Consider the following 20,332-nt stretch of genomic DNA (forward strand, 5'->3'; position numbering starts at 1 on the left):
CCTTTCCGCGTCCGGTCAAAAGGGCTCATGCCTCTTCTCCGGCGGTCTTTTTTGCCGCAGCCTTTTTGGTGGTGGTCTTCTTGGCCGTGGTCTTGGCAGCCGCTGTCTTCTTGGCGGCGGTTTTTTTCGTCGTCTTTTTCTCGGCAGTCGCCTTCTTCTCGGCGGCGGTATTTTTGGCGGTGGTCTTCTTGGCCGCCGCCTTTTTCACCGTCTTTTTCTCCGCCTGCTCAGCGGCCTCGGCGTTCTCCCCGCCCTCCTTGGTCTCGGCGGCAGGCTTCTTCTTATAGCCGCCCCGCTTGTCCTCAGGGGTAAAGTTGGCGCAGTCGGGGTTGATACAGAAAGGCTTCTTGAAGCCCCGGCCCGACTTCTTGAACATGGTCCAGCCGCACTCGGGGCAGTTGTCCTTTACCGGCACGTCCCAGGTCATGAAGTCGCACTGCTTGGCCTTGCTGCCCTCCTTGACCACGTTGAACTCGCAGCCGTAGTAGGTGTAGCCCCGCTTGGAGGTCTTTTTCAGGATGCGTCCACCGCACTTGGGGCACTTGCCCGGCATCTCCACCACGATGGGCTGGGTGAAGGTGCACTCCGGGTAGCCGGGGCAGGCCAGGAACCGGCCGAACCGGCCCGACTTCACCACCAGCTGCCGACCGCACACCGGGCAGATTTCGTCGCTGACCTCGTCGGGGATCTTGATGCGCTCCCCGTCCAGGTCTTGTTCGGCCTGGTGGAGCTCATCCTCAAAGCCACCGTAGAAGCTGCCCAAGAGGTCCTTCCAGTTCTCCTTCCCCTCCTCCACCTGGTCCAGCCGCTCCTCCATCTTGGCGGTGAAGGTGGTATCTACAATATCGGGAAACTTGTCCTTCATGAGGCTCGTGACCACCTCGCCCAGGGGGGTGGTCCGCAGGTACTTGCCCTCCTTCACCACATACTCCCGGTCCAGGATGGTGGAGATGGTGGGGGCGTAGGTGGAGGGACGGCCGATGCCCTTCTCCTCCAGCGCCTTGATGAGGGTGGCCTCGGTATAGCGGCTGGGGGGCTGGGTGAAGTGCTGCTCCGGCTTGGTGCCGGTGAGATTTAAGCCCTCCCCCTCCTTCAGGTCGGGCAGGGGGGACTGCTTCACCTCCTCCTCCTCGTCCTTCCCCTCCACGTACACGGCGGTGAAGCCGGAGAATTTGAGGGAGGAGTGGTTGGCCCGGAAGCGGTAGCCCGCCGCCTCCACCTCGATAGAGACGCTGTCATAGACGGCGTTGGCCATCTGGCAGGCCAGAAACCGACTCCAGATGAGCTTGTAAAGCCGGTACTGCTCACTGGTCAGGTCCTTTTTAATGTCCTCCGGGGTGAGACGCACATCGGAGGGGCGGATGGCCTCGTGAGCGTCCTGGGCGCCGGACTTGGCCTTGAAATGCCGGGTCTTTTCAGGGTAATACTCCTTGCCGTAGCGGCTGACGATCATGTCCTTGGCCGCCGCCAGGGCCTCCTCGGAGAGACGCAGGGAGTCGGTACGCATATAGGTGATGAGACCCACGGTGCCCTCCCCCTGGATGTCCACGCCCTCATAGAGCTGCTGGGCCACCGCCATGGTCCGGCGGGGGGTCATGTTCAGCTTCCGGCTGGCCTCCTGCTGGAGGGTGGAGGTGATAAAGGGGGGCGCCGGGGAGCGGGTCTTGTCCTGCCGCTTGACGCCGGAAACTGTGAAGGGAGATACCTTTACGGCGTCCACCACGGCCTGGACCTCGGCCTCACTGTGGAGCTCCTGCTTCTTCTCCCGACCGTAGAAGGCGGCGGTGAAGGCGCCCCGGTTGGGGGCAATGCGGGAGAGGTCCACATCCAGGGACCAGTACTCCTGGGGCTGGAAGGCCCGGATCTCCTCCTCCCGCTCGCACACCAGGCGGGTAGCCACCGACTGGACACGTCCGGCGGACAGGCCCCGGCGGATCTTCTTCCACAGCAGCGGGGAGAGCTCATAGCCCACGATACGGTCCAGGATGCGCCGGGCCTGCTGGGCGTCCACCAGATCCTGGTCGATGGCCCGGGGGGCGGCGATGGACTCGTTGACCACCTTCTTGGTGATCTCGTTAAAAGTCACGCGGTAGGTCTTGTCGTCGGGGATGTTCAAAAGCTCCTTCAGGTGCCAGGAGATGGCCTCTCCCTCCCGGTCGGGGTCGGTGGCCAGGAACACTTTCTCGCTGCCCTTGGCCGCCTTCTTGAGGTCGGAGATGACCTCTTCCTTGCCCTTGATGGGCTGATAGTCCGGCTCAAAGCCGTGCTCCACATCCACGCCCAGCTTACTCTTGGGCAGGTCCCGGACGTGGCCCATGGACGCCTTGACCTCATAGCCGGGACCCAGGTATTTTCCAATGGTCTTGGCTTTGGCCGGAGACTCTACGATCACTAAATTCGTTTTTGCCACATTATACCTCCAATGGAGTTTCTATCCTTCGAAAGAGCACGGCCATGCGGCCGCGCCTCATGCCTCTTCATCCGTCCGCAGCCGGACGGCGGCCTCGAAGCGCCTGCCTGGGTGCTCGACCACATGGCCCTGGATCTGGAGCATGGTCAGGGCGGAAAGGACCCGCCGGGCGGGGATCTGGGTCAGATCCACCAGCTCCTCCGCGGTGCGCTTTCCATCCTCCAGAGCCAGGATCAGATCGATCTGGTCGTCAGTCAGGCCGCTCCTGTCAATATATGCCTGCTGCGGCCCTTTGTCAATGACTTTTTCCCCCGGCTCCTCCTCCCGAGAGGGCTGAACAGGGGCGTCAGAGGGTCCTTCCGGCGCCTGGGGCGCCTCCTCCAAAGCCTGGGCTGTGTCGGGAAAACGGACCCGCCCCGGGTAGAGCCCGGCGTACTCCCGGACGATGTCCAGACCGCCGGTGACCAGCTTGGCCCCCTGTTGGATAAGTCGGTTGGGGCCCTCACTGAGCAGCGCCCCCACACAGCCGGGCACGGCGAAAACATCCCGGTCCTGGTCCAGCGCCTGCTTCACGGTGGACATGGTGCCGCTCTTGAGGCCGCACTCCACCGCCACCACCCCCAGGCTCAGACCGCTGATAATCCGGTTGCGGATGGGAAAATGCCAGCCCTCGGCCTCTGTCCCCGGCGGGTACTCGCTGATGAGGGCGCCGGAAGCGGCCACATCGGCGTAAAGCCAGCGGTTCTCCCTGGGGTAGCACACGTCCACCCCGCAGCCCAGCACCGATACCACAGCGCCGCCGCCACGGAGGGCGCCCTTCAGGGCCTCGCTGTCCAGGCCCTGGGCAATGCCGGAGACCACCAGAGCGCCGTGCTCGGCCAGCTCCAGGCCCAGCTTACCCGCCATCCACCGGCCGTAGGCCGAGGGCTTCCGGCTGCCCACCACCGCCACGGCGATCTCCTCATCAAAGGCGGGAAGCCGCCCTTTCACATAAAGGACGGCGGGCGGGTCGTAAATGTTTTTGAGACGGTCGGGGTAATCGGCGTCCCCCAGAGTCAGGATGCGCACCCCCAGCCGGTCACATTCCCCCAAAATGGCGTCGGTCCGCTCCAGAGACTTGTCCAGTAGGGCGGTCCGGACAGCGGGTGTCAGCCCCTCCACCAGGTTATACTCCTCCGGATCAGCATAGTAGGCCCGCTCCGGCGCACCGAAATGCTCCAGCAGCTTCCCCACCTGATCCGGGCGCAGGCCTTTTTTGGTGGACAGCCACAGCCAATATTTCAGCGTCGCCATCGCGGACCTCCTTTCACCCGTTACCGTTTCAACTCACAGCAGAGGCCGGGCCATCTCCCACAGCACCACTGAGGCGGCCACCGCCGCGTTGAGGGACTCGCACCGCTGCCGCATGGGAATCTTCAGGGTACCGGCGCAGGCGTCCAAGACAGCCTGGGACACCCCCCGGCCCTCACTGCCGATGACCACGGCACAGCGGCTCAGGTCGGCCCGGCGCACGTCATCGGTGTCCTCCCGCAGGGCGGTGGCATATAGGGGCAGACCTGCCTTCTCCAAAGCGTGGCTCAGTCCCTCCAGGCTTGTCTCCCACACCGGCAGCCGGAAGCAGGCTCCCATGGTGGCCCGGACAGTTTTAGGGGAAAAAGGATCGGCGCAGCCGGGCAGCAGAATGAGGCCGTCGGCGCCGAAGGCGTCGGCGGTACGCCAGATGGTGCCCACGTTCCCCGGGTCCTGGACCCCGTCCAGCACCAGGAAACGGGTGCCCGGCAGGCGCTCCGGCAGGGTCAGGTCGGGCTGACGGCAGAGAAAGAGGACCCCCTGGGGGGTCTCGGTGGTGGAGAGGCTTTTCAGGAGGTCGGCGGGCACCTGCACCTCCCGGACGCCGTCAGGCACCGGACAGGGGCGGCTGCTGTCGTGGACCACGGCGGTGAGAACCGCCCCGGACCGGAGGGCCTCCTCTAGCAGCTTGGGCCCGTCACAGACGAAGAGCCCCTGGTCCCGACGGGCGGACCGTGCATTATTCAACTTTCGGATCTGCCCCACCAGCGGGTTGGATCGGCTGGTGATCTGTTCCACGGGACCTTCCCCCTACCTTAATATTATGGTATCACAGATCGTGGAGCCGGTCGATATACTCATTCCGGCCCAGCGTGACCACCACGTCCCCGGCGGCCAGGACATAGTCGGCGCCGGGGGCCACCTCCAGGTCGTGCTCATCGCCCCCCTTGCGGATGGCGATGATGTTGACCCGGTACTTGGCCCGCACGTCCAGAGTGCTCAGGGACTTGCCCACCCAGGGCTTGGGGGTGGCCAGCTCCACGATGCCGAAGTCATCGGAGAGCTCGATGAAGTTGAGAATGTTGGAGCTGGACAGGTTCTGGGCCAGCTTGACTCCCGTCTCATGCTCAGGGAAGACCACCCGGTCGGCGCCGATCTTCTGGAGCACCTTCTGGTGGACATGGCTCTGGGCCTTGGCAATGACCTGCCGGACCCCGATCTCTTTCAGGTTCATGGTGATGAGCGCGCTGTTGCCCACATCGTCGGCCACCGCCACGATAGCACAGTTGTAATTGCGCACACCCAGAGCCCGGAGCACACCGGGGTCCCGGGCATCACCGGCCACGGCGTGGGTCACCTGGCTGGAGATGCTCTGGACCCGGTCCTCCGAGTCGTCGATGGCCAGCACCTCATGGCCCAGCCGACACAGCTCGGTGGCCACGGCGGTGCCGAAACGGCCCAGACCGATCACTACATATGTCCTCACGATTCACAGCTCCTTTTTCGTTTGGGGCGGTCCTGGACTCACCCGATCATGATGTCTACCACGGGATAGCGGATCTTGGCCGCGTTCCTGCCCCTGGCCAGGAAGGCCACCGAGAAGGACATGATGCCCACCCGGCCCAGAAACATGGCGATGATGAGTATGACATGACTGAAGGGGCTCAGCGTGGGGGTGATGCCCACGGTAACGCCCACGGTGGCCAGGGCGGAGGCCGCCTCAAAGGCCGCTGAGAGGAAGTGGACCTCGTCGGCCACGGACACGGTCATGGCGATGCCCAGGAAGAGGACCACCACGATCAGCGTCAGGGTGAGGGCGGTCATGACACGGCGCTGGGAGATGGTCCGCCTGCGGATGGTAACCTCCTCCCGGCCGGCCAGTCCGGCCCGCATGGTGAGCAGCAGAATGCCCACGGTGCCCGTCTTCAGGCCGCCGGCGGTGGAGCCGCTGGAGCCGCCGATGAGCATCAGGATACAGGACATGGCCAGAGAGCTGTCTCGCAGTCCGCCCTGGCCGATGGAATCAAAGCCGGCGGTGCGGAGGGTCACCGACTGAAAAAGGGCGTTGAGGATCTTTTTCCACCAGGACATGCCCCCCAGAGTGTTGGGGTTATCCCACTCCACTCCCAGGAAAAACACCGCCCCGCCCAGGATGAGCGCCCCCGTCATCAGGATGACCAGCTTGCTGTAAAGGGAGAGCCGCCGGGGGGTCCGCCAGTTTCTGATCAGGTCCTCCCAGACGAAAAAGCCCAGGCCACCGATGACAATGAGGCATAATATGGTAAGGAGAATCACCGGATTTCCATTATAGGTGATGAGGCTGGTAAACTCCCCCTTGCTGCCCAGCAGGTCGAAGCCGGCGTTGCAGAAGGCCGAGACGGCGTGGAAAATGCCTCGCCACAGTCCGCCCGCCAGGCCGAACTCCGGCAGGAAGCACAATGTCAGGATCACAGCACCCGCCCCCTCGATGATGAGGGTACCCATCAGGGTGTGACGCACCATGCGGACCACGCCGTCCATGTCGTTTAGGTTCAGGGTGGAGACCATGATGAGCCGTTCCGAGAGGCCGATCCGCCGCCGGAGGGCGAAGGACACCGTTGTGATGACTGTCATAAAGCCCAGTCCGCCCAGCTGGATCATGGCCAGGATCACAACCTGCCCAAAGAGGGTCCAGTGGGCCCAGGTGTCCACCAGAATGAGTCCGGTGACACAGGAGGCCGAGGTGGCCGTAAACAGGCAGGTAATGAGATCCGTGGACTGCCCGTCCCGGCTGGCCCAGGGCAGCATGAGCAGCAGGGTCCCGGTGAGGATGATGATCCCGAAGGAGACCACCACGATCCGGGCGGGATTGAGGTTACGCATACTCCGCAGCCGTCTAAGCAGCGCCTGCAGGGGATAAAACACCAAGATATGACCCTCCTTCTCGCTCCGCACCCTTGGGTGAAGCGAAAGCAAGTATAGCATACGCTGTCGGTCCGTGCAAGTCAACGGTTTTTTCTCCGCCCATCCCTTGCGGACAGACAAAGACCCGCCCCGGGACCGTTTCCCGGGGCGGGCAGATACTCACAAAAAGGGATGAAAATCCTTGTCCAGGACCTGCTTGCGGTGGTAGCTCACATAGTCGGGCGCAGCCTCGGGACACTGATTCTGGATGGTCTCCACCAGCAGTGCCGGATTGAGGCCTGGATTCTGGGCGCGGAGAACCACATCCAGGACGATGGCGTCCCGGCGCCCCTCGTAGTCCACCTTGTGGATGAGGGGGATGAGGTCCACCTGGACCTGGCCGCTCTTGGCCTTCTTGGACTTCTTGGTCACCACCAGGCTCTCCCGGCTCAGCAGGTCCCGAATGGCGTTCTCGGCACCCACTGGGGCGCCGGCGTCATACTCCAGGGTGATGATATAGTTCACCCAGCACAGCTCCCGGACGGGGCGTCCCCCCTCGTAGCAACGGGTGACGGTGACCCCCTCAGGCAGAGCCTGGGTGAGGCGCCGGGGCACCTCGCTCAAATTCATTCCCTCGGGCAGGCCAAACTCCAGGATCTCGCACTGGCTGGAAAAGCCCACCGACAGGGGCAGGGCGATGGACACGTAGGCGTGGGGATTGAAGCCCTCCGTGTGCCTGACGTGGAGCCCGGAGCGCAGAAAGGCACGCTGGAAGGTCCGCATCAGATCCAGGTGGGAGATATACCGGGCCCGGCCCGTTTTGATGAACTGGATGCGCTGGTCACTCATCGCACACCCTCCCCTTCTCCAGCAGATGGTTGGCCCCGCAGCCGGTGCACTGCTTCCGGCAGTCGGGGGTGATGACGGCCTCGTAGGCCCGCTCCCGCTCCCGCCACAGGAAGTCGGCGGTCACGCCGGTGGAGATCCGGCACCAGGGCAGGACCTCCTCCCGGCTCCGGATCCGGTTGGCGTAGAAGGCCGGGTCCAGACCGCAGGCCTCAAAGGCCCGCAGCCAGCGGTCCAGGTCGAAATACTCGCTCCAGGAGTCAAACTTGGCGCCCTCCCGCCAGGCCAGCTCAATGGCGTCGGCCAGCCGGCGGTCGCCCCGGGCAAAGACAGCCTCCAAGAAGGAGGTGTCCGGGTCATGCCAGTGGTAGACGATGGCCTTCTCCCGCATGTTGTCCCGCAGCAGCTTCACCCGGCGGAGATACTCCTCCCGGGTGACCTGGGGCTCCCACTGGAAGGCGGTGTGGGGCTTGGGCACAAAGCAGGCCGTGGACACGGTGATCCGACAGCCCCGGCGCTTGTCAGGGGCGGTCTCCCGCCAGAGCTGGAGCACCTTCTTGGCAAGGTCTGCGATGCCCAGCACGTCCTCGTCGGTCTCGGTGGGCAGGCCCAGCATGAAGTAGAGCTTCACCGTGTTCCACCCGCCCATAAAGGCGGTGCGGCAGGAGTTCATTAGGTCCTCCTCGGTGACGTTCTTGTTGATGGCATCCCGGAGGCGCTGGGTGCCCGCCTCGGGGGCAAAGGTGAGACCGCTCTTGCGGACATGCTGGAGCCGCTGCATGAGGCCCATGGAGAAGTTGTCCGCCCGCAGGGAGGGGAGGGACAGCGACACCTTGTTGGGCTCACACCACTCCAACAGGCCGTCGCAAAGCCCCTCCAGGGGCCGGTAGTCGCTGGTGGACAGGCTGGAGAGGGTCATCTCCTGATAGCCGGAGTCCTTGCAGGCGGCGATACCCTGCTCCACAAGAAGCTGGGGGCTCCGGGTGCGGACAGGCCGGTAGGCATACCCCGCCTGGCAGAACCGGCAGCCCCGGATGCAGCCCCGGAAGACCTCCAGCATCACCCGGTCGTGGACGATCTCGGTGGAGGGCACGATGGTCTTCACCGGGAAGTAGGACTTGTCCAGGTCCTGGACGATCCGCTTGGTCACCAGCTCGGGGGCGCCCTCCTGCGGAGTAACGGCTGCCACGGTCCCATCCTCATGGTAGGTGACGGCATAGAGGGAGGGCACGTAGAGCCCCGGCACCTTGGCCGCGGCCACCAGCAGATCCTGACGGGACCAACCCTCCCGACGAGCGCGCTGATAGAGCCGGATGAGCTCCACTGTCACATCCTCGCCCTCGCCCAGGGAGAAGATGTCTACAAAGGGCGCCAGGGGCTCCGGGTTGTAGGCACAGGTGCCGCCGGCGATGATGAGGGGGGCGTCCTCGTCCCGGTCGGCGGAGCGCAGGGGCAGCCCGGCCAGATCCAGCATGTTGAGCACGTTGGAGTAGGCCATCTCATAGCCCAGGGAGAAGCCGATGATGTCGAAATCAGAGATGGGATCTCCACTCTCCAGACCATAGAGGGGAAGGCCTTCCCGGCGCATCTCCTCCTCCATGTCCCCCCAGGGGGCAAACACCCGCTCGCACCACACCCCGGGCAACTCATTCATCAACCCATAGAGGATCCGTACCCCCAAATTGGACATGCCGATCTCATAGGTATCGGGAAAGCACATAGCGATCCGCGTATCTACCTGCTTGGGGTCCTTCACCACTGCATTGTACTCTCCACCGGTATACCGGGCAGGCTTCTGCACCCTGGAGAGGATCGTTTCCATCGTCCGGTCCATTCCTAACCTCCGCTCACGCGCGCTTACTCATCATATATATGGCAAAGTATTATTTTAACCGCTGAGCGTAGGAATGGCAAGTACAAATTCGCGGATTTATTGTTTTTCTCCCCAGGAATGGCGAAAATCTTCTATGACATCTCTGAAGTGCACCGGGGAAAGCCGGTTCCGATTGAGTGCACGCACCAGGCGATCCACCTCTGCGTAGTCGCTGGACAGCCGCGGCGCCCGCTGCCCGTCACGGCAGACCACTCCAAACCAGGCGGGCATCTCCCCCTCCTCTGCGCAGACCTCAAAACACGGCCGTATCTCTTTCATGCTGTTTCCTCTCCTCTTCCTCACACGATTTCCTCACACGTTCCGGGCGGTCCGGCACCTCCCTTCGCCATTTGGACCCACACCCTTCCCTCTCTCAGCGGAGGGTGCCAGACCCGTGTCTCCTCTCCGACCTACCTCTCAGTAGGTCTTTTATGTTATAATGAAGAGAAGACCGGATGAGCCATGGCTCCCGCGATCGCCCCTTGACCTCCGGACCGGATACACACATCTTGTGTCGGCCCCGTTGTCCCTAACAATATGGTGTATTTCCCCTTTTTTGTCAATGGTACGTCACCGAACTCGCCGTTTGGAGAATGAAATTTTTCCAAATTTGGATAACTATTGTCGAATTTTGAAGGGAGGTCCCCAATGATGTCCATGACCAACAAGTTGGCATTGGCCAAACGCCGCAGCGGCTTGACCAGCGCGGAGCTCTCCCACCGCTCTGGCATACCCCTGAGCACAGTAAATAAGATCCTCTCTGGCCAGACCACCCACCCTGCGCCTCAGTCCCTGGAGCGTCTGTGCCGGGCGCTGGACATCTCCATGGGCTATCTGCTGGATGACTCCATCCCCGACGAGCTTTTTCTCAGCGCCCAGTGCGAAGGCAACGGCCTGCACTACCTCTCTGAGCAGGAGTGGGAGCTGATTCGGGATTACGGCGTGCTCACTGTTCAGGGCCGGCAGATGGTGGACGCCCTTCTGGAGATGCTGCTGGCTTTGTCTCCCCTCCCCCTGCCCACCGGCCGCCGGCGGCTCCTCCTCTGCCTCCAGCCCGCCGCCCAAGGTCAGCGGGGCGCTCTCATGGACAGTTTTGATTTCAGCGTACTGGACGTGCCCGCCGACCCCATCACCGAGCGCGCCGATTTTGCCGTCCTTCTCACCGACGGCTCCATAACGCCGGTGTACACTCCCGGTACCATGCTGGCTGTAAAGCGCGGAGAGGTGGCTACCAACCAACTTGGCTTTTTCCTCCTCAACCGGGAGCTCTTCCCCCGTAAGCTCTCCCGCTCCGCCGGGCGGACCAAGCTGGTGGCCATCAACGTCTCCTATAAGGACATCCCGATCCAACCAGAAGATGAACTCACCTGTATGGGCGCCATTTTGGGTGCCGTCCGGGACTATATCCGTCTCCCTAAGGGCAGCACCCCGGCGGATTTTCTGTATTTACAACGGCTCAAACTGTGATATACTGCTCTCGAACCTCTTTTCAGAAAGGAGGGGTATTCCTTGCCCCAGCTTCCAGCCGGACTTCAGGATTTGGTCAACGGTCTGGCCGCCTTCTTGGGGGATCACGCCGCCGTCATGGCGTGGTACACCGCCGTGGTGCGGTTCCTCTTCCCCGTCCTGGCCATTCTTATTCTCGTCCGCAGCATCCGGTCTCTCCTCACAGTGCCCCATGTACCGGAGGTGTGGGCCTACCTCACCCTGCCCAACGGCCTCTCTGAGCCCCTCACCCACTGGGAAAACTTTCTGGGCCGCTCCAACGCTTGCGACGTGATTTTGGGCTATCCCACCGTCTCCCGGCAACACGCCGCCCTCATCCGGGCAGAGAACGACAGCTGGACGGTGTACGACCTGGGCTCCAAGGGGGGCGTCGCCATCAACGGCAGGCCTGTAGCCGAGGCCGCCTCGGTGGCCTATGGCGACGTGGTGGCCCTGGGCGGCGTGGAGACCGTTCTCCTCCCTGTCCCCCCAGAAGAGCGGGAAAAGCGCCGCCAGAAGAAGCAGGCCGAGGAGCGCCCCGTCTCCCCCTGGGTGGGCCTCTTTTTCCTCACGATCTTCCAGGTGCTCACCGCCGTGCAGCTCATGGCCGCCGCCGGAGATGAACTCCCCGCCACAGTACCCGGCGCCTTCCTCTGCCTGATCGCCGTCATGTGGGGCTACTTCCTGGCCATGCGGGCCATCCACCGGGTGGGCTTCGAAATGGAGATCATCGCCTTCTTCCTCTCCACCCTCTCCCTGGCCGTCACCGCCTCCTCCGCCCCCTCCGCCCTCTTCAAGCAGCTGCTGGCCCTGATGCTGGGGCTGTTCCTCTTTGTGGTGCTGGGGGTCTTCCTCCGGGATCTGGAACGGGTCAAATCTATCCGCTGGCTCATGGCTGCCGGGGCCATCGGACTGCTGGGCCTCACCCTGGTGCTGGGCTTCCTGGGCCTGAGTCAGAGCAAGTACGGCGCCCTCAACTGGGTCACTCTGGGCCCCCTCTCCTTCCAGCCCTCGGAGCTGGCCAAGATCTGCTATATCTTCGCCGGCTCAGCCACCCTGGAGCGGCTCTTCCGTAAGCGGAACCTGGGCCTCTTCATGGTCCTCACCGCCGTGTGCCTGGGGTGCCTGGCCCTCATGAGCGACTTCGGCACCGCCGCCATCTTCTTCATCACCTTCCTGGTCATCGCCTACCTCCGCTCCGGCGACTGGGCCACCCTGGCCCTCATCTGCGGCGGCGCCGTGTTCGGCGTGGTCATCCTCCTCTCCTTCAAGCCCTACATCCTCAGCCGCTTCGCCACCTGGGGCCACGCCTGGGAGCAGGCCTCCTCCGGCGGCTTCCAACAGGTGCGCACCATGTCGGCCGCCGCCTCCGGCGGCCTGGTGGGGGTGGGGGCCGGGGAGGGTTGGCTCCACAACGTGGCCGCCGGCGACACCGACCTGGTCTTCGGCATGCTGTGTGAGGAGTGGGGCCTCATCATCGCCGCTCTGGCCGTGCTGTGTGTGGTCACCCTGGCCGTCTTCGCCGTCCGCTCCTGCCGGTCCGGACGGTCCAGCTTCTACACCATCGCCGCCTGCGCCGCCACCTCCCTGCTGGTCTTCCAGACCTGCCTCAACGTCTTCGGCGCCGTGGACCTCCTCCCCCTCACCGGCGTCACCTTCCCCTTCGTCTCCAACGGCGGCTCCGCCATGCTCTCCTCCTGGGGCCTGCTGGCCTTCCTGAAGGCCACTGACACCCGGCAGAACGCCAGCTTCGCCATCCGCTTGCCCTCCCGTCAGGAGAAAGAGTCCGTCTACTTCCCCCGGGAGGACCACAAGGGGGTGAATGGCGATGCGTAAGATCGAACGGCGGGCCATGGTCTGCCTCCTCCTTGCCACCGCCCTGGTGCTGGGACTGGTGGTCTTTGGCTTCCGCTTCTTCCTCAACGGCGGTAAGTGGGTCTCCTTCGCCGCAAACCGCCACCTCTACAACAGCCAGGGCCAGCTTTCGGTGGGCCGGGTACTGGACCGGGACGGCGACGTGCTCTCCTGGGTGGATGAAAACGGGAACCGGGCCTACTACGACAACGCCACTGTCCGGAAGGCCACCCTCCACGTGGTGGGCGACGCCCAGGGAAAGATCGGCTCTGGCGCCCTGGTGGCCTTTGCCGACAAGCTCTCAGGCTATAACCTTCTCACCGGGGCCTATAGCCCCATGGGTGCGGGCAACGACCTCTACCTCACCATTGATGCCCGGATCAACTACGAGGCCTACACCGCCATGAACGGGAAAAAGGGGGCGGTGGCCGTCTACAACTACGAGACCGGGGAGATCCTGTGTCTCTTCTCCTCCCCCACCTTTGACCCCGAATCTCCCCCCGACATCCAGGAGGGGGACACCACCTACGACGGCGTCTACCTCAACCGGGCCCTCTCCTCCACCTTCGTCCCCGGCTCGGTCTTCAAGACCGTTACCCTGGCCGCTGCCATCGAGAACATCCCCGACCTCTTCAGCCGCACCTTCACCTGCACCGGCTCCTGCCAGGTAGGGGATGACGTGGTGACCTGCCCCTCCGCCCATGGGGAGATGGACATATACAGCGCTTTCTCCAAATCCTGCAACGGCGTCTTTGCCCAGCTGGCAGTGGAGCTGGGACCTGAAATCATGGCCGCCTACACCGAGAAGGCGGGGCTCACCGACCGGTACAGCGTCAGCGGTCTCAAGACCGCCGCCGGCAGCTTCCAGTTCGCCGGTGCCTCCACCAACCAGCTGGGCTGGGCCGGCGTGGGGCAGTTCAACGATCTGGTGAACCCCATGTCCATGATGATCTACATGGGGGCTGTCGCCAATGGCGGCAAGGCCGCCGTCCCCCAGCTGGTCCTCAAGACAGTGACCCCCCTGCACTTCCCCCCTTCCTTTTATTTCAGCCACAAGACGGGCAAGCTCATAGAAGCCGACACTGCGGCCACCCTGGCCGACATGATGGCCCGGAACGTCACCGAGACGTATGGAGCCGGGCGCTTCCCCAACATGGACATCTGCGCCAAGTCAGGCACCGCCGAGGTGGGCGGCGGCAAGGCCCCCAACTCTTGGTTCACCGGCTTTCTCCGCAACGAGGACGCCCCCTACGCCTTCGCCGTGGTGGTGGAGGAGGGCGGCAGCGGCGCCCAGACCGCCGGCAACATCGCCGCCTCCGTGCTGGACCTGCTGGTCAACGGCTATTAAAATTTGAAAGGAAAAAATTTCCGGCGGCCACCCGCCGGAAATTTTTTGTCCTTCCGCAACCTTTCCCCGGGAAATGCGTATATCCAGTCAGAGTTGACCGCGCGGGAGACTTGATATTGAGATTTGGAGGGATGCCCATGGAAGACACGCGCCTGATCCAGCGGCTACGCAGACACAGCCGTGCCGCTCTGGAGGACGCCATCCGGCGGTATACCTCCTATGTGAGCGTCACGGTTTGGCGGACCTTGTCCGCCGGGGGCAGCGCCGCCCGGGAGGACGTGGAGGAGGTGGTCTCCGACGTGTTCATATCGCTGTGGGAGCATGCCGGGGAGCTGCGGGAGAGCGGTGATCTCCGTCCCTGGCTGGGGGCGGTGGCCCGAAACAAGGCCATCGACCGCCTCCGTCGCACCCCTGCCCCTGTCCTCCCCCTCTCTGACACCGACGCCGCCCCCCAGCCAGGCCTCCATGAGACTGCCGAGCAGCGGGAGTGGGCGGAGCGGCTGTGGAGGTCCGTGGACGCCATGGACGAGCCCGACCGCACCCTCTTCTTCCGGTACTACTGGTACGGGGACAAGCTCAAGGATGTGGCCCGGGACCTGAAGCTGAACCTCTCCACCGCCAAAAGCCGGCTCCTCCGGGGCCGGAAGGCGCTGCGGGAGGAACTGACGAAAGGAGGGGAATGTCCGTGAAGGAAAATCACTTTGCAGAGCTTTGGGAGGACACGGTGCCCACAGAGGTGCCCTGCCCCCAGCCACTGGACTCGGAGGACATGGTCCGCCGGGTGAACACCGCCCTGGACGGCCTCCCTCCGGAAAGGAGACAACATATGCGGCAAAAGACCCGTTTTGCGGCGGTACTCATCGCCGCCGCAGTGGCCCTGGTGGGCACTGCCCTGGCCGTGACCGTCCACTGGGATGTTCTGGACACCTATTTCAGGGGGGATACCTCCTCCGCCAAGCTCCTGGTGGACCATGAGGTCCGGTCAATCAGCGACAAGGACTACACCTTGACAGTTGAGAGTTCGGTCTCCGACGGCACCACCGCCCTGCTACTGGTGCGATTGGACGCCCTGACGGAGGAGTCCAGGGAATTCATGTTCTCCGATGACTTCAACGGCATCGACACCTGGTCCATCTATCCGCTTCTCCCAGAGGAAAACAATGGTGGTGATACCCCCACACCGAGCAGCTGGGGTGTGGGCTACAGCGAGTTGGGGGAACTGCGGACGGAGGACTCCACCTTCTGGCGCTTCGACGTAGACCTGGCCGGCGCCACCGCCCTCCGGGTCCGTATGGGCTATATGGAAGAAGGTGCCGCACTGGAATTCGACCTCACCCCCGCAGATTCGGTGACGGTGGACATCGGGGCAACAGGCCCGGGTGCCCCCACCCTGGACAACGCCCAGGGCGGCGACCTCATTGTGGACTCGGTGACTTTGAGCCCCCTCACCTGTCAGGTGGATGCCACCATAGCCGACCCAGACCGGGAGGCGGACCCTCTGCTCTTCTTCCTCATGAAGGACGGCACCCTCATCACCACCGGCCAGTCTCTTACCGCCGTCTCCGCTCAACGCATCCAGGGGGAGCAGTGGTCCTTTCACTACCGGTTCCAGTCGGTTATGGACCTCTCCCAGCTCGCCGCCGTGGTCTTTGACGGTACCGCCTATCCTCTGGACGGCGGCAAGCCCTATGCCGTGGAGATCGATTCCAAACTCTACCCCTTCTATCTCCCTCTGATGGACCCCATCACGGAGGACGGCGGCTACGCCCTCCCCGTAGAGGCCCTGTGCAAGGCTCTGGAAGCCCCTTATGACTGGGATGGGGAGACCCAGACTGCCACCTGCACCTACCGGGACATCACCATCATCCTCAATGTGGGCAGTTCCACCGCTCTGGTGGACGGCAAGCCGATGGACCTGGATGAGCCTGTCGTCCTCCGGGACGGTACTCTGGCCGCCAGCTGGAAACTGTCTGAGTTTTGGGGCCTGGATTGTACAGCCGCTTACAACGAAGCTCAAACCGAGCGGACGTGCTGGGTAATCATCCCCTGATCTGATACAGCGACAAAAACGGCGTCCCCTTCTCGAAGGGGACGCCGTTCTGCTTGGTCTCTTATTCCAGACCCAGGGGGATGATGGCGCAGTAGTCCTCGATGGAACCGTTCTGCTGGAAACATTTGAGGATCTCCTTGCCGATGGGGTGGAGGTCCGGCACGTCGAAGGCGGCCAGCTCCTGGGCGAAGAAATCGTAGAGGATCTTGGCGCCCTTGTCGTAGCCCTCATCGCCCAGGGTCTCCTGGCGCTCAGGGCGGAGGAACCGGGAGCTGATCTGCTGGCCGTCCACCTTCATCTCCTTGAGGGCGTAGCCCAGGAGGGGGCAGCGGGCGGGGACCAGGCGGTCCATTTTCATGTTGACGCCGCCACGCCGGGCCAGGTACTCACGAGAAATCCACTCGGCGGCGAAGCCGATCTTGTATGCGCCGATATGCTGGTTGGGGATGAGCACATACTTGGTGTTCTTGCACCGGAGGATCTGCTCCAGCAGGAGGTTGGCCTGCTTTACCCGGAGGCCGGTGGCGAAGGGCCAGTAGGAGCCCACACCCTCGCTGGCCAGCTTGGTGCTGCCGTTGATGCTGGGGTTGTTGAATCCACGGGGGGCCACCAGCCGCCACAGCCAGGCCAAGGCGGGAGGAATGATGCCCATGAGGCCTAGGATACCGTAGCTGGGGTTCTCGTTGGTGGCGGGGGGCATGCGGACACCGAAGCTGCGCACGTCCACTTCCACCGGCTTGTCGGCGATGTGAGGGATGAGTCGGCGGGGGATGATGACACGGGGGTTGGGGCAGGGCTTGCCGTCAGAGTCCAGAGTGTGCTCCCACAACAGGCAGGTAGATCGGGGCACACCGTCGATGTTGAAGAACATGAGGGGCTCCTTGGTGTGGATGGAAATACGCTCGTAGAGGGGATCGGAGCCGTACTCCGTGATGCCGTCCACCCGGATGAACCAGCCATCCTCGCCGTCGGTGAGGGCCAGCTTTCCGTTCCGGGGCTGATAGCTGGGCTGACACATGGCCATGTCGTCGGTGACCGGCTGGATGGAACAGGTGTCGCTCATGCTGATGTAGGTCTTTTCATTGGTCTCGATGTTGACGCCCAGCAGCACCCGGCCGTCGGCCACACGGGGCACATCCTGGAGCAGCTCACTCTTGCCGCCGCCAGAGGCGCCCTCGTGCATCATGACCATCTCATTTTCATAGGGGGTGATGACCCGGGCAGCCGAGGCGTGAGCGGTGATCCAGCCCTCCCGCTCGCCGATGTCCAGCAGCACGCTGTAAATGCCCTTCTTGGCGGAGGGTCCGGGATAGAGGTTATAGGAAAAGACCTCGTGGAGGTCGCTGTGGCGGCTGTGGACCACCACCTGCTTGCCATTGAAGTGGGTGTGGCGGAAGGGCGGCGCCACATAGACGATGGAACGGGGCTTGAAGTGTTCCACCTTGCGGGCGTTCACGAAGGCCTGGAGCTCCGCCAAGGCAAAGGCAAAGAAGGCGGCGTTCCGGGGGCAGACCAGAATGGAATCGTAGCCGTACTGATAGCCACCTGCCTTGAAGGGCACGATGATGAGCTCCTGCCGGGCCAGCCAGCGGTAGGTCTCCTCCCGGAGCTGGTCGAAGTCATAGCCGTACACATCCTCGAACCGGGGCTTATCGGTGGGCTGGTCATCGGCGATGCGCATGCAGTCGGGGTCCCGGCGGCGCATGTAATCCTCCATATAGTTGACCACAGCACCATTTTTGCAGCGGACCACCGTGGCCTCTTTCACAGGCTTCCCGTTCACATCGTAGAGGACCTCGATCTTGTCCGTGTGCTCATTGCCGAAGATGAGCTCATAGAGGGTCTCCTTACTGTCAGGCACGATTACACTGGGGCTATTGTTGATGATTTCGGTCAGTTCGGGCGTAAATGTGAATTTTTCCAGCAGTACATTCATGGGAACGGCGCCTCACTTTCTTTTCGTCCCGTGCTTTCTATCGAAACGAATAATACTTCTATGTGTAACTTTACAGGAGAATCCCCCATTTGTCAAGGGGAGGACAGTCTTCCGCCCCACCCCTGCTCACTGGTGGTCTGGCCGTTCCTTTTTTGCAACCTGTCCGTGCTCAGGCTTCATTTGCGTGCTCAAGCCTCAATAACCCCCGACATATGAACTGCCCCAGATCATACTATCCGCACGATCTGGGGCAGTTCATATGTTTCAGGGGCGCCGGTAGTTTTTATTGTTTTACCGCCGGCGGCCCCGGTAGGCTCGATAACCTTTCCGCCTGCTGTTGCGGAAGGGGCGGGTCACCAGCAGGACAATCAGCGCCGCGATCAGCAACACCACTACCAGCACCACCAGAGTGATCCAGCCGGGGTTGCGCACCAGCTCAATGGGGTTCCAGGAGCGGGACACCGTCTTTCTCCCTTCAGGGGCGGCGTAGCGGCCGTCTACCGTGCCCATGCTCCGGAGGTAGGAGGCCAGGGCATACCACTCCTTGACCTCCGTCCCACCGGAACCGTGTATGATATAGTCCTCCAGGTTTTCGATGGGCTGTCCGCTCTCGTCCCTGGGGGTGATGGTCAGCAGGTCGAAGCTCTTGCCGTTCACCGTTCCCAGCATCTGACCGGAGTAGAGTCCCGTGACCACCCGATAGAGCTTGTCATCCTGGATGGGAACTCGGCTGCCGTCGGGGAGCACCTGGGCACAGTCGGTCACCTTGTCAAAAATCATCCGGTGGACGTTGAAGGACCACACCATACCGGAACCGTAAAGCTGGGCCACCGGCATGAGGGGCGTCACTGAGGCATCCACTTCAAAAGCGTCCTTCAACTCTTTGCCGGTGATATAGACCCCCACCAGGGGGTAGCCCGGGGTGCCGTCGGCACCGGAGCCCAGGGAGGACACGTCAAAGGCGTCGGAGACGGTGATATCCCCCTTGGCCTGGGAGGCCCGGATGACCCCCGAGGCCACCACGGAAAAGTCCACCGGCACGTAGTCCGCCCCCTCCGCCTCTTTGACGGCATAGACGTAGGAGTCAGCAATGAGACTGCCCAGCGCATCCTCCTCCTGAACGGCACCAAACTGGCTGATGGGGGTAAAGTCATAGGGGTTTTCGCACAGGACCTGGTTGAAGGTGAGGCCGTAGCCGGAGAGATAGGTCCCGTCCACCACCTGCTGGAAGTTCCTGGCCAGAGCGGTCATGACCGGGTCATTGGCCACAGTCTCATCCACAGGCAGGAGCTGATAGTCAACCAACTCCGTCTTCCCACCGCTCTTGGAGACCGTCAGCACCCCTAGGTTTTCTGTGTACTCCCCGCAGGAGACGATGAGGGTACCATTGACCTGGATGGGAGTCTCCAGGGTGGTGTGGGTGTGGCCGGAGATGATGACGTCGATGCCATCCACCGCCTTGGCCAACTCATAGTCCTCCCCCTTCCCTGCCCCGTCGGTACCACTGTGGGAGAGGCAGATGATATAGTCGGGGTCCTCCTTCTCCCGGATCTCCGCCACCACCCGTTTAGCGGCATCGGCAACGGGTTCAAGCTCCATGCCAGACATGGGGGCACAGTCGTCGGCGTCCTCCCCCAGCACTCCGAAGACGGCCACCCGCAGGCCGTCCCGATCCACCACGGTGTAATCGGTCACAGGGTAGTCCTCCAGCGCCTGGACCACCGCGTAATCGCTGTCATGTTCCAGAGGCCGGGTATAGTTGGCCTGGACGATGGCAGGCAAAGGGTCTCCGCTGGCCTTGGCGGCGGTGAGCATGTCGATCAGTCCCTGCTGACGGTAGTCGAATTCATGGTTGCCCAGGGTGGTCACGTCGTAGCCCATGGCCCCCAAAGCCCGGAGCTCCGGGGCGTCGGTGGTGTAGATGGTCTGGAAGAGGGAGCCCATGGAGAAGTCGCCCCCGTCCAAGGTGACCACAGCTCGCCCCTGCTCCGCCGCCGCTTGGCGCTGTTCTTTTAATAAGGTAGCCAGCCGGACGTAGCCGCCATACTCCCCGCCCTCCTCGTCGGCAGCAGACAGGAAGTGGTCGTGAGTATCGTGGGTGAACAGGATGGTGAGCTCTCCCGGTCCCTCCGGGGCAGCGGCCCACGCCGGGCCGCTCCCCAACAGGAGGACGGCGGTCAGGACCAGAGCGAAAACAGAACGGAGGTATCTCATGCGGCTTCTCCTCTCGTCGGCGGGGCCCTTCCCCCGCGGCGGATGGTTTCTTCTCACGGGTAGCATAGCATGAAAACAGTCCCGGCGCAAGGGCACTTTCCCGTCCTGTTCGGACAGAAAAGCGGCGCCTCTCTCCCGAGAGG

The 20,332-nt window shown here is 63.1% G+C and carries 15 protein-coding genes; 5 read left to right on the top strand and 10 right to left on the bottom strand.

Features of this window, described 5'->3' with window-relative positions:
* Positions 1-25: 25 nt before the first annotated feature.
* From topA to ACTNBK_RS12930, 8 genes are all read right to left on the bottom strand, one after another.
* Positions 26-2,410, bottom strand: a complete 2,385-nt coding sequence (gene topA, locus ACTNBK_RS12895) for a type I DNA topoisomerase (protein WP_441146660.1) — start codon at positions 2,408-2,410, stop codon at positions 26-28.
* Between the two features lie 57 nt (positions 2,411-2,467).
* Positions 2,468-3,703: a DNA-processing protein DprA gene (gene dprA, locus ACTNBK_RS12900; RefSeq protein ID WP_441146662.1), complete on the bottom strand. Its 1,236-nt coding sequence runs from the start codon at positions 3,701-3,703 to the stop codon at positions 2,468-2,470.
* 33 nt (positions 3,704-3,736) lie between these two features.
* Positions 3,737-4,498, bottom strand: coding sequence for a TrmH family RNA methyltransferase (locus ACTNBK_RS12905; protein ID WP_441146664.1), 762 nt, complete (start codon positions 4,496-4,498; stop codon positions 3,737-3,739).
* A 31-nt stretch (positions 4,499-4,529) separates the two neighbouring features.
* Entirely contained in the window at positions 4,530-5,186 is a 657-nt protein-coding gene (locus tag ACTNBK_RS12910) for a potassium channel family protein (RefSeq protein WP_441146665.1), read from the bottom strand.
* A 38-nt stretch (positions 5,187-5,224) separates the two neighbouring features.
* Positions 5,225-6,604: a TrkH family potassium uptake protein gene (locus tag ACTNBK_RS12915; protein ID WP_441146686.1), complete on the bottom strand. Its 1,380-nt coding sequence runs from the start codon at positions 6,602-6,604 to the stop codon at positions 5,225-5,227.
* Positions 6,605-6,763: 159 nt separating this feature from the next.
* Positions 6,764-7,432, bottom strand: a complete 669-nt coding sequence (locus ACTNBK_RS12920; protein ID WP_441146667.1) for a TIGR03936 family radical SAM-associated protein — start codon at positions 7,430-7,432, stop codon at positions 6,764-6,766.
* On the bottom strand, positions 7,425-9,263 hold the full coding sequence (locus ACTNBK_RS12925; RefSeq protein WP_441146669.1) for a TIGR03960 family B12-binding radical SAM protein: 1,839 nt from the start codon (positions 9,261-9,263) through the stop codon (positions 7,425-7,427). The genes ACTNBK_RS12920 and ACTNBK_RS12925 overlap by 8 nt, the downstream gene beginning before the upstream one ends.
* A 96-nt stretch (positions 9,264-9,359) precedes the next feature.
* Positions 9,360-9,581 carry a DUF6514 family protein gene (locus tag ACTNBK_RS12930; RefSeq protein ID WP_441146671.1) on the bottom strand — a complete coding sequence of 74 codons (222 nt, stop codon included), beginning with the start codon at positions 9,579-9,581 and terminating at the stop codon, positions 9,360-9,362.
* 369 nt (positions 9,582-9,950) lie between these two features.
* On the opposite strand from ACTNBK_RS12930, the gene ACTNBK_RS12935 reads away from it, so the two are divergent.
* The 5 genes from ACTNBK_RS12935 (at position 9,951) to ACTNBK_RS12955 (ending at position 16,039) form a co-directional block, all read left to right on the top strand.
* A complete protein-coding gene (locus ACTNBK_RS12935) occupies positions 9,951-10,769 on the top strand; it encodes a helix-turn-helix domain-containing protein (protein ID WP_441146672.1) in 819 nt (272 codons plus the stop codon).
* 42 nt (positions 10,770-10,811) lie between these two features.
* Positions 10,812-12,623, top strand: coding sequence for an FtsW/RodA/SpoVE family cell cycle protein (locus ACTNBK_RS12940; protein WP_441146674.1), 1,812 nt, complete (start codon positions 10,812-10,814; stop codon positions 12,621-12,623).
* Entirely contained in the window at positions 12,616-13,989 is a 1,374-nt protein-coding gene (locus tag ACTNBK_RS12945) for a penicillin-binding transpeptidase domain-containing protein (RefSeq protein WP_441146676.1), read from the top strand. The genes ACTNBK_RS12940 and ACTNBK_RS12945 overlap by 8 nt, the downstream gene beginning before the upstream one ends.
* A gap of 137 nt (positions 13,990-14,126) precedes the next feature.
* On the top strand, positions 14,127-14,678 hold the full coding sequence (locus ACTNBK_RS12950; protein WP_441146678.1) for an RNA polymerase sigma factor: 552 nt from the start codon (positions 14,127-14,129) through the stop codon (positions 14,676-14,678).
* Positions 14,675-16,039: a copper amine oxidase N-terminal domain-containing protein gene (locus ACTNBK_RS12955; protein ID WP_441146680.1), complete on the top strand. Its 1,365-nt coding sequence runs from the start codon at positions 14,675-14,677 to the stop codon at positions 16,037-16,039. Before ACTNBK_RS12950 ends, ACTNBK_RS12955 begins: the two co-directional genes overlap by 4 nt.
* Positions 16,040-16,100: 61 nt before the next feature.
* Here the strand turns inward: ACTNBK_RS12955 and ACTNBK_RS12960 are convergent, their stop codons facing one another.
* Positions 16,101-17,975 carry a DUF4914 family protein gene (locus tag ACTNBK_RS12960; RefSeq protein ID WP_441146682.1) on the bottom strand — a complete coding sequence of 625 codons (1,875 nt, stop codon included), beginning with the start codon at positions 17,973-17,975 and terminating at the stop codon, positions 16,101-16,103.
* Positions 17,976-18,266: 291 nt separating this feature from the next.
* Positions 18,267-20,189: a bifunctional metallophosphatase/5'-nucleotidase gene (locus ACTNBK_RS12965; RefSeq protein ID WP_441146684.1), complete on the bottom strand. Its 1,923-nt coding sequence runs from the start codon at positions 20,187-20,189 to the stop codon at positions 18,267-18,269.
* Positions 20,190-20,332: the final 143 nt, after the last annotated feature.

The organism is Intestinimonas sp. HCP28S3_D6, from assembly GCF_052065695.1.
Classification (GTDB): Bacteria; Bacillota; Clostridia; order Oscillospirales; family Oscillospiraceae; genus Intestinimonas.

What these genes read in the sequence shown, in the direction of transcription:
- ACTNBK_RS12945 (WP_441146676.1), top strand. Translation starts at nt 12,616, where the DNA reads ATGCGTAAGATCGAACGGCGGGCCATGGTCTGCCTCCTCCTTGCCACC.
- ACTNBK_RS12930 (WP_441146671.1), bottom strand. Translation starts at nt 9,581, where the DNA reads ATGAAAGAGATACGGCCGTGTTTTGAGGTCTGCGCAGAGGAGGGGGAG.
- ACTNBK_RS12965 (WP_441146684.1), bottom strand. Translation starts at nt 20,189, where the DNA reads ATGAGATACCTCCGTTCTGTTTTCGCTCTGGTCCTGACCGCCGTCCTC.
- ACTNBK_RS12950 (WP_441146678.1), top strand. Translation starts at nt 14,127, where the DNA reads ATGGAAGACACGCGCCTGATCCAGCGGCTACGCAGACACAGCCGTGCC.
- ACTNBK_RS12925 (WP_441146669.1), bottom strand. Translation starts at nt 9,263, where the DNA reads ATGGACCGGACGATGGAAACGATCCTCTCCAGGGTGCAGAAGCCTGCC.
- ACTNBK_RS12935 (WP_441146672.1), top strand. Translation starts at nt 9,951, where the DNA reads ATGATGTCCATGACCAACAAGTTGGCATTGGCCAAACGCCGCAGCGGC.
- ACTNBK_RS12960 (WP_441146682.1), bottom strand. Translation starts at nt 17,975, where the DNA reads ATGAATGTACTGCTGGAAAAATTCACATTTACGCCCGAACTGACCGAA.
- dprA (WP_441146662.1), bottom strand. Translation starts at nt 3,703, where the DNA reads ATGGCGACGCTGAAATATTGGCTGTGGCTGTCCACCAAAAAAGGCCTG.
- ACTNBK_RS12920 (WP_441146667.1), bottom strand. Translation starts at nt 7,432, where the DNA reads ATGAGTGACCAGCGCATCCAGTTCATCAAAACGGGCCGGGCCCGGTAT.